The sequence below is a fragment of the Nocardioides sp. genome (genome assembly GCF_031422975.1).
Taxonomy (GTDB): domain Bacteria; phylum Actinomycetota; class Actinomycetes; order Propionibacteriales; family Nocardioidaceae; genus Nocardioides.
Genome location: NZ_JANPEO010000271.1, coordinates 1 through 6,916, shown reverse-complemented (window position 1 = coordinate 6,916; position 6,916 = coordinate 1). Strand labels below are relative to the sequence as shown.

Here is a 6,916-nt window from a genome sequence, read left to right as displayed (position 1 = left end):
GTCGGTCGGCGGCCGCACGGACCAGTCCGGCGATGCGGCGCTCCTCCTCGGCCGCGGCGTCCTCGGCCGTACGCCGATCGCCGACTGCTGCGTCGAGAGCGCGGCGGTGCTCCTCGACCAGCGTCGCGATCTCGGCCTCCTGCTCGCGCACGCGCGCGGCCTGGGCCTCGAGCTCGTCGGGGTCGCGCCCGGAGTCCACGGTGTCCGCGTCGGCCGCGCCGGCGGCGTTGCGTAGCCGCTCGGCCGCCAGGGACTGGGTGCCGCGCAGGCGTTCCTTCAGGCCGGAGAGGGCGAACCAGGTCTCCTGGGCCTGGGCCAGGGCCGGCAGGTCGGTGCGCAGCGCGGCCTCGAGGGCGGTCTCCTGCTCGCGGGCATGTGCGAGTGCCGCCTCGACCTCGGCGCGGCGCTCGACCAGGATCGTCTCGTCGGCCATCTCCTGCGCGAGCGCGTGCCGGGCCCGGACCAGGTCGTCGGCCACCAGCCGCGCGCGGGCATCACGCACATCGGCCTGCACCGAGGCGGCCCTGCGGGCGACCTCGGCCTGACGGCCGAGCGGCTTGAGCTGGCGACGGATCTCGGTCAGCAGGTCGTTGAGGCGGGTGAGGTTGCCGTCGGTGGAGTCGAGCTTGCGGAGTGCCTTCTCCTTGCGCTTGCGGTGCTTGAGCACACCGGCGGCCTCCTCGATGAAGCCGCGGCGTTCCTCGGGGGTCGCGTGCAGGATCGTGTCGAGCTGGCCCTGACCGACGATGACGTGCATCTCGCGGCCGATGCCGGAGTCGCTGAGCAGCTCCTGCACGTCGAGCAGCCGGCAGCTGTTGCCGTTGATGGCGTAGTCGGAGCCGCCGTTGCGAAACATCGTGCGCGAGATCGTGACCTCGGCATACTCGATCGGCAGCGCGCCATCGCTGTTGTCGATCGTCAGCTGCACCTCGGCGCGGCCCAGCGGCGGCCGGCCCGTGGTGCCGGCGAAGATGACGTCCTCCATCTTGCCGCCGCGCAGCGACTTGGCGCCCTGCTCGCCCATCACCCAGGCGAGTGCGTCCACGACGTTGGACTTGCCGGAGCCGTTGGGCCCGACGATGCAGGTGATCCCGGGCTCGAGCTGGAGCGTCGTTGCAGACGCGAAGGACTTGAAGCCCTTCAGCGTGAGGCTCTTGAGGTACAACGTGCAGCTCCCCTGCAAATCCGTCAGGCGCGGTGAGTACGGCGTCTGTGTGGTACGAGTGGGGCATCCTCTCAGACGCCGGGGGAAGCACGACCACCCTAACCGGCCGGATGCGCCTCCTCGGGGAGGTTCGCGCCCGCCACTTCGTCAGCGTGGGCGATCTTCGCCAGCTCGCGCCAGACCAGCGCCAGGGTCAGTCCCGAGCCCACGAACGCGAACCACCACGGCGCGGTCACGCCCCACTGCCGTGCGATGAGACCGCCCAGCAGCGAGCCGACCAGCATGCCGCCCATCACGCACAGCATGTAGACCGACCCGACGCGACCCTGGAACTCGGTCGGCACGGCCCGCTGCCGCACGGCGTTGGACAGCGTCCCCCACACGAACGCGTAGGCGCCGAAGAAGAACATCAGCGGATAGGCGGCGTACGGCGACGTGGTGAACGCCATCGCGAGGTGGAAGACCACCTCGCACAACAGCACGGCCCGCATCAGGGTCGCGAGCGGCACCCGCTCCTCGATCCGGCCGTAGGCGAACGTACCCACCAACCCACCGAGCGCCGACGCCGTCGCCAGCAGGCCGAAGCCGGCCGCGTCGATGCCCACGCGTTCCAGCGTCCAGAGCACCAGCACCGACCACGGGGCCGCCCAGGTGATGTTGAAGGCAACGATGACGAGCGCCAGGGTGCGCACCGGTCCGTTGCCGGCCAGCCAGCGCACCCCCTCGACGATGTCTTGGCGGACGTGGGTGTCGACGTGTTCGCGCACCGCGCCCCTGGGCGTGGCAATGCGTGAGATCAGCAGCACGGCAACGCTGACACAGGACACCTGGACGGTGAACGGCACCGCCATGCCGATCGCGAACAGGAAGGCGCCGATGGCCGGCCCGACCAGCTGGTTGGCGGTCAGGAAGCCGGCCATGATGCGTGAGTTCGCAATGCCCAGGTCGGCCTTCTCCACCAGCATCGGGGTCAGCGTGCCGGCCGTCGTGTCGGCGAACACCTCGGCAGTGCCGTGCAGGAACAACGCGAGCATGACCAGCCAGACGTTGACGTGGCCGGTGTAGATCACGACGCACAGTCCGGCGAGCAGCACGGCCCGGACGCCATCCATCGCCATCACCAACAGCCGCCGGTCCAGCCGGTCGGCCAGTGCGCCGGCGACCAGGCCGAACATCAGCCAGGGTAGCTGCTGGGCCATGGCTGCAGCAGCCACCAGCACGGGTTCGCGCGTCTGTGAGGCCACCAGCAGCGGCCCCGCGGCGAGCATCAGCCCGTCGCCGATGTTGGAGACCCACGAGCCCAGCACCAGCCAGCGGAAGCTGCGCCCGAGCCGTTCGGGAAACACGGTCTCGACAAGGCGGCTCACAACAGCGGGATCCTAGTCGGGGTCTCCTGATCGCCAGACGGGCTCCCGCCGGTGCCGCGGTTCAGTCGCGGGGCAGGACGCGACTCGAGCCGCGCCGACGCACGACGACGAGCAGCGCGCCGAGACCGCCCAGAACCCCGAGGGGCACGGTGTCGGTGAGGCCGACGTCTGTTCCCGCGCCACCCGGCAACAGCGCCGGGTCGGGCACCGCACCGACACTGTCGCCGTCGACATCGACGGCCAGCACGTCGAGGCCACGGACCAGGTCGACCGAGTAGGCCACGTTGGTCTTCTTGCCGGTGGCGACGCCTCGCGAGTTGTAGACCGGGACCCAGTAGCTGTCCCACACCTCCGAGGCGCCGAACCAGGCGAACCCGTGACTACTGGGTGCGAGCGGGTCGGAGACGTCGATGATCTGGGTTCCACCCCCGTAGTAGCCGATCGTGACGAGCCCGGACTGGTGGTAGTCGAACCAGTGGGCCGAGCAGAACGCTCCGGCGGGCAGCGGGTAGGTGGCGAGGTCGGCGAGCTCGACCTTGGCGAGCGGCACGATCGAGCCGTCGGAGCCGTCCAGCCGCTTCACGTGCCAGGTCTGGAACGAGCCGGCAGTCGAGCAGTCGGGGTTCTCGTAGTCCTCTTCGGTGACGAGCAGGATGTTGCCGTTCGCCAGCGACGGCGCCGCACCGGCGCGGAAGGCGGTGGCGTTGGGCTGGAAGGAGTTGTGGTGGATGAAGTTGTTGAAGCCGTTGGTCATGCCGTCGCGGCCTGAGTCGCCGGCTGCCCCCGTGTTGGCGACCTCCACCGGCTTCAGCGGGTTCGAGACGTCGTACACGTAGGAGCCGCCGGCGCCGGTGTGGACGCCGTGTCCGGCCCCGTCGAAGTTCCACTTGTGCCCTCCCCAACCCACCGCGTCGGAGCGGAACGGCTGCAGTCCCTGCGTGGCCGGGTCGCTGTCGACCTCCACCGGGTGATCGAGGTCAGTGAGGTCGAAGATCGAGAAGCTGCCCTGGCCGGGGACCTGGTTGTCGTCACCCGCCGAGTAGACGTAGCGACAGTCGGTGTCCACGACACAGGTGACCGTGTGGGTGCTGGTCGTGGAGGGCGCGCGCGCGCGGATCCGCGGCGCCGTCGGGTCGGTGACGTCGACGATGATGAGTTCGTAGTCACCCCGCACCGGGTCGTTGACGTGCTCGACGTCGCCGGGTGAGGCCTGGTAGAGGTCGACGCCGATGAGGGCGAAGCGCTGCGTGCTCCTGCCGACCTTGCGTTCACCGCAGCTCATCGCCTCGTTCTCGAACTGGAGGCTCGCCAAGGTGCCGACCCGCTGGGGGTCGACGGGGTTGCTGATGTCGTGCACCACGACGGAGTCGAGCCCGGACATGACGAAGAGGGGTGCCGTCTTCATGAAGCAGCCCGAGATCCCCGCCGAACCAGGGTTGGTGTCGACCAGGCTGACGCTGGGGCTCATCACGACGGGAGCGTTGAGTCCGGCGGCGTAGTCGGACCGCTTCTGCTGCATGCGGTCGCGGTCACCATGGGCGAGGGCGGGCGCGGAGAGGGCGAGCGACGTCGCGAGGGTCAGGGCGGCTGCGAGGGAGGGCAGGGTGCGCATGTCCCCTCAACGACGAGACCTTGGTCGGGTCACGCGCCGATCAGGCCGGGAGCATCTCCGCCTCGAGCACCGCCGTCGCCTGCTCGGCGACCAGCCGGTCGTTCTCGACCTGAAGCCGCAGCACCAGCGTCTCGAGCTCGGCGACGCGGCCGCGCAGGCGCTGATTCTCGAGACCCAGTCGGGCGGGAATGCGTTGGTCGCTGTGGAGGTAGCCGATCAGCGCCTTCGCCATGAGGTGTGCCCCTTCGCCGAAAATGGTGTGGTCGCGGCCTGCGACCACCTACAAGAGTCCCACCCGGTCGGGACCGGGTCAATGCGAGGCGGGAGGTTTTCGGCGCGCCCGCGCGGGCTTTTGGCACAGCGGGCAGAAGTACGACGACCGGTTCATGAACGCCGCCCGCCGGATCGGCGTCCCGCAGCGCTCACACGGCTCGCCCTCGCGGCCGTAGGCGTGCAGCGACCGGTCGAAGTAGCCGGACTCCCCATTGACGTTGACGTAGAGCGCGTCGAAGGACGTGCCGCCCTGGCCCAGCGCGTCCCGCATGACCGCGGTGGCGTGGCCGAGGACGTCGGCGGCCTGCGCACGCGTGAGCATGTCTCCGGGCCGGTCGAAGTGGAGCTGGGCCCGCCACAGGGCCTCGTCCGCGTAGATGTTGCCGATCCCGGAGACGAGGGACTGGTCGAGGAGCTGGCGCTTGATCCCGACCGTACGGCGCCGCATGCGCCTCACCACGTCATGCTGATCGAACTCAGGGTCGAGCGGGTCGCGGCCGATGTGCGCAATCTCGGTCGGCAGCTCGGCACCGCCCTCGGAGATGAGCAGGCCGCCGAACATGCGCTGGTCCACGAACCGCATCTCCAGCGGGTCCGCCGACTCCAGACCGAGGAGGAACCGCACCCGGAGGTGCCTCTCGTCGGCCGCGCCAGGCTGCTGCAGCAGCATCTGGCCGCTCATGCCGAGATGGCCCAGCAGGGCGTCACCGGAGCTCAGGGCGAGCCAGAAGTACTTGCCGCGGCGGCGTACGTCCTCGATCCGCCTGCCCAACAGGTCGGCGACGAACCCGTCGGATCCACGCGGGTCACGCCGGAGCGGGCGCGGATGGAGCACCTCGACGCCGGTGACGGTGGCGCCGGTGACGTGACGGGCCAGCCCCGCCCGGACGACTTCGACCTCGGGGAGCTCGGGCACCGGGTCAGGCTTGCTGGTCGATCGGGCCGTCGGCGGGTTGGGGGCGCGCGGCGGAGAGCTCGAGATAGGCGGTCTCGGCCGCACCCTGCTCGGCCTGCTTCTTCGAGCGGCCGGTGCCGCGGCCGTAGAGCTGGTCGCCCACGCGGACGCGGGCGACGAAGGTCTTCATGTGGTCGGGCCCGTCGTCCTCGATCACGTAGTCGGGCACGCCGAGCCCGAGGGCGGCGGAGAGCTCCTGGAGGGAGGTCTTCCAGTCCAGGCCGGCCCCCATCGAGGCGGCGGCCAGCATCACGTCGTCGAAGAGCAGGTGCACGACGTCGGCCGAGGCCTCGATGCCGCCGCTCATGTGGATCGCGCCGATCACGGCCTCAACCGTGTCGGAGAGGATCGAGGCCTTGTCGCGGCCGCCGGTCGACTCTTCACCGCGGCCGAGCTTGATGTGCTTGCCGAGCTCGATCTGGCGGGCCACATCGGCCAGGGCCCGGGCGTTGACCACGGCCGCACGCAGCTTGGCCAGCCGCCCCTCGGAGAGGTCGGGGTGGCTGGTGTAGAGCGTTTCGGTGACCACGACCCCGAGCACCGAGTCGCCGAGGAACTCCAGGCGCTCGTTGGTGGGGATGCCACCGTTCTCGTAGGCATAGGAACGATGTGTCAGGGCGCGATCGAGGAGCCCGGGATCCAACGTGGGGTTCCCGAGCGCCTCGCGCAGTTCCTGTGTGCTCAGTGGAGTTGCTGCTGCTCGCTCAGAGGACCTGGCGACGAGCGGCGCGGGCGCCGTACTGGCCGCAGGCGCCGCAGGCGCGGTGCGGGAGGTGCTTCTCGGCGCAGGCAGGGTTGGCACAGGTCACGAGGCTCGGCGCGACGGCCTTCCACTGCGACCGGCGGTGGCGCGTGTTGCTGCGCGACATCTTCCGCTTCGGAACAGCCATGGTTCTCTCCTTGGTGTTGCCGGCCGAGTCACCTCGGCCGTACGTGTCGTTCTGGGATGAGCAGGGATCAGTCAGTGGTGGTGCTGGGGTCTTGCGGATTGTCCTGCAGGGCTTCGAGGCCGGCCCACCGGGGGTCGATCGGCTCGTCGTGCCCGTGCTCGGGATCATCCGCCAGTCGGGCGCCACACTCGACGCACAACCCGGGACAGTCCTCCACACACAGCGGCTGGAACGGCAGTGCAAGAACCACCGCGTCCCGCAACAGTGGCTCGAGGTCGAGCAGGTCGTCCTCGAGCCGGCTGACTTCGTCGTCGAGGTCCTTGTCGGACGCGTCGTGCCGGACGTCGTCGTACACGAACAGTTCCTGGAGCCGGACGGTGATCTCGTCCTCGATCGGATCCAGGCACCGTGCGCATTCGCCGTCCAGCTCTGCCGAAGCGGAGCCGGAGACCAGCACGCCCTCCATGACCGCCTCGAGTCGCAGGTCGAGTTCGACCGGCGAGCCTTCAGGGACATGCAAGACTTCGATGCCAAGTTCTGCCGGCGCAGGCACGGTGCGCACCATTTCAAGCTGGGACCCCGGGCGGCGGCCGAGCTCGCGTGTATCGAGCACGAGCGGCGCTCTCGGGTCCAGGCTGGTCACGATGTCACTCC

At 69.8% G+C, this 6,916-nt stretch carries 8 protein-coding genes; all 8 read right to left on the bottom strand.

Annotated elements, in window-relative coordinates; genetic code table 11:
• Positions 1 to 1,165 (bottom strand): AAA family ATPase (locus tag RMO85_RS08090; protein WP_310528220.1); only part of this gene is annotated, 1,165 nt, incomplete at its 3' end.
• 98 nt (positions 1,166 to 1,263) lie between these two features.
• Positions 1,264 to 2,532, bottom strand: coding sequence for an MFS transporter (locus RMO85_RS08085; protein WP_310528219.1), 1,269 nt, complete (start codon positions 2,530 to 2,532; stop codon positions 1,264 to 1,266).
• A gap of 61 nt (positions 2,533 to 2,593) precedes the next feature.
• Positions 2,594 to 4,144: a hypothetical protein gene (locus tag RMO85_RS08080; RefSeq protein ID WP_310528218.1), complete on the bottom strand. Its 1,551-nt coding sequence runs from the start codon at positions 4,142 to 4,144 to the stop codon at positions 2,594 to 2,596.
• 40 nt (positions 4,145 to 4,184) lie between these two features.
• The gene (locus RMO85_RS08075) at positions 4,185 to 4,376 is read right to left on the bottom strand and encodes a hypothetical protein (protein ID WP_310528217.1); all 192 of its coding nucleotides are present in this window, start codon (positions 4,374 to 4,376) and stop codon (positions 4,185 to 4,187) included.
• A 78-nt stretch (positions 4,377 to 4,454) separates the two neighbouring features.
• Positions 4,455 to 5,333, bottom strand: coding sequence for a bifunctional DNA-formamidopyrimidine glycosylase/DNA-(apurinic or apyrimidinic site) lyase (mutM, locus tag RMO85_RS08070; RefSeq protein ID WP_310528216.1), 879 nt, complete (start codon positions 5,331 to 5,333; stop codon positions 4,455 to 4,457).
• A 4-nt stretch (positions 5,334 to 5,337) separates the two neighbouring features.
• Positions 5,338 to 6,015: a ribonuclease III gene (gene rnc / locus RMO85_RS08065; protein WP_310528215.1), complete on the bottom strand. Its 678-nt coding sequence runs from the start codon at positions 6,013 to 6,015 to the stop codon at positions 5,338 to 5,340.
• 61 nt (positions 6,016 to 6,076) lie between these two features.
• The gene (rpmF, locus tag RMO85_RS08060) at positions 6,077 to 6,262 is read right to left on the bottom strand and encodes a 50S ribosomal protein L32 (protein ID WP_036491049.1); all 186 of its coding nucleotides are present in this window, start codon (positions 6,260 to 6,262) and stop codon (positions 6,077 to 6,079) included.
• A gap of 67 nt (positions 6,263 to 6,329) precedes the next feature.
• On the bottom strand, positions 6,330 to 6,905 hold the full coding sequence (locus RMO85_RS08055) for a YceD family protein (RefSeq protein ID WP_310528214.1): 576 nt from the start codon (positions 6,903 to 6,905) through the stop codon (positions 6,330 to 6,332).
• Positions 6,906 to 6,916: the final 11 nt, after the last annotated feature.